General features: G+C 71.7%; 1 protein-coding gene. It reads right to left on the minus strand.

What is annotated here, in order from left to right:
- Positions 1-12: 12 nt before the first annotated feature.
- Positions 13-1,092 carry a beta-ketoacyl synthase N-terminal-like domain-containing protein gene (locus tag K7862_RS37035; RefSeq protein WP_222970196.1) on the minus strand — a complete coding sequence of 360 codons (1,080 nt, stop codon included), beginning with the start codon at positions 1,090-1,092 and terminating at the stop codon, positions 13-15.
- Between the last annotated feature and the right edge of the window lie 25 nt (positions 1,093-1,117).

Below are 1,117 nucleotides of genomic sequence, written 5' to 3' on the forward strand. Positions count from 1 at the left end.
GGCGGTGGTGGTTCAGAGGAGGCGGAGGAGGGCGCAGGCGAGGACGCCGTCGCGGTCGACGGCGGTGATGAGGGCGATGCGTCCGGGGGGTGCGGGGTGGTGGTGGGCGTGGGTGAGGAGGGTGATGATCTGGAAGGTTGCGGTGGCGGCTGCGGTGTCGCCGATGGGTCCGGGTGCGGGGATGCGGTGGGGGGTGTGGTGGTGGAAGACGGTGTTGAGGGCGTGGCGTTCGTGGTCGCCTGGGGTGCCGGCGGGGGTGGAGGGGCTGATGGCGTAGATGTCGGCGGGGGTGAGGCCGGCTTGGTGGAGGGTGGTGGTGATGGCTTGGGTGAGGGAGGGGGTGGTGCCGGTGGGTCCGGTGATGGTGGAGGTGACGGTGATGAGTTCGGCGAGGGGGGTGTGGGTGGTGGTGTGGGGGTGGTCGAGGCGGAGGACGGCGCAGCCTTCGCCGAGGACGGTGGCGCTTTCGTCGGGTCGGCGGGTGTGCCATTCGAGCCAGGAGCGGGCGGTGGAGTATTCCTCGGCGGCGCCGCACAGGACGGTGGTGGCGCGTCCTGCGTTCAGGAGGCGGCGGGCGTAGTTGAGGGCGAGCAGGCCGGAGGCGCGTCCTGCGGCGACGGTGGTGTTGGGGCCTTTGAGGCCGTACCAGATCGCGCACTGCCCCGCCGCACAGTTCATCACCGTGTTGGGGAACTGCGAGGGGTCGATGTAGAACGGCTTCTCGTTGACGAAGGTGTCGCGCGTCAGGTCCATCATGCTCTGCGCGCTGCCGGTAGTCGTTCCCAGCACCAGCGCCGCGTTCTCGTCGGCGGTGTACGGGCCGTCCTGGCCGCGCTCCTCCCGCAGCAGTTCGCGGACGGTGGCGACGGCGAGGCCGGTGACCCGGTCCATGGACCGGGTGCCCTTCTTGCCGAGAACCTCGCGGGGGGTGAAGCCGGGGACGAGGCAGGCGAGTTCGTCGGGGCCGTCCCATTGTTCGGGGTCGAGTCGGGAGACGGTCGCGCGGCCGGTGCGGGCGCCTTCGAGGTAGGCCTCGCGTCCGATGCCGTAGGGCGAGACCGCCGACCAGCCGGTGATGACCGGCCCGCGCACCCGGCCCGGCTCCGCACCGGCGGGA

The organism is Actinacidiphila acidipaludis, from assembly GCF_019890725.1.
GTDB lineage: Bacteria > Actinomycetota > Actinomycetes > Streptomycetales > Streptomycetaceae > Actinacidiphila > Actinacidiphila acidipaludis.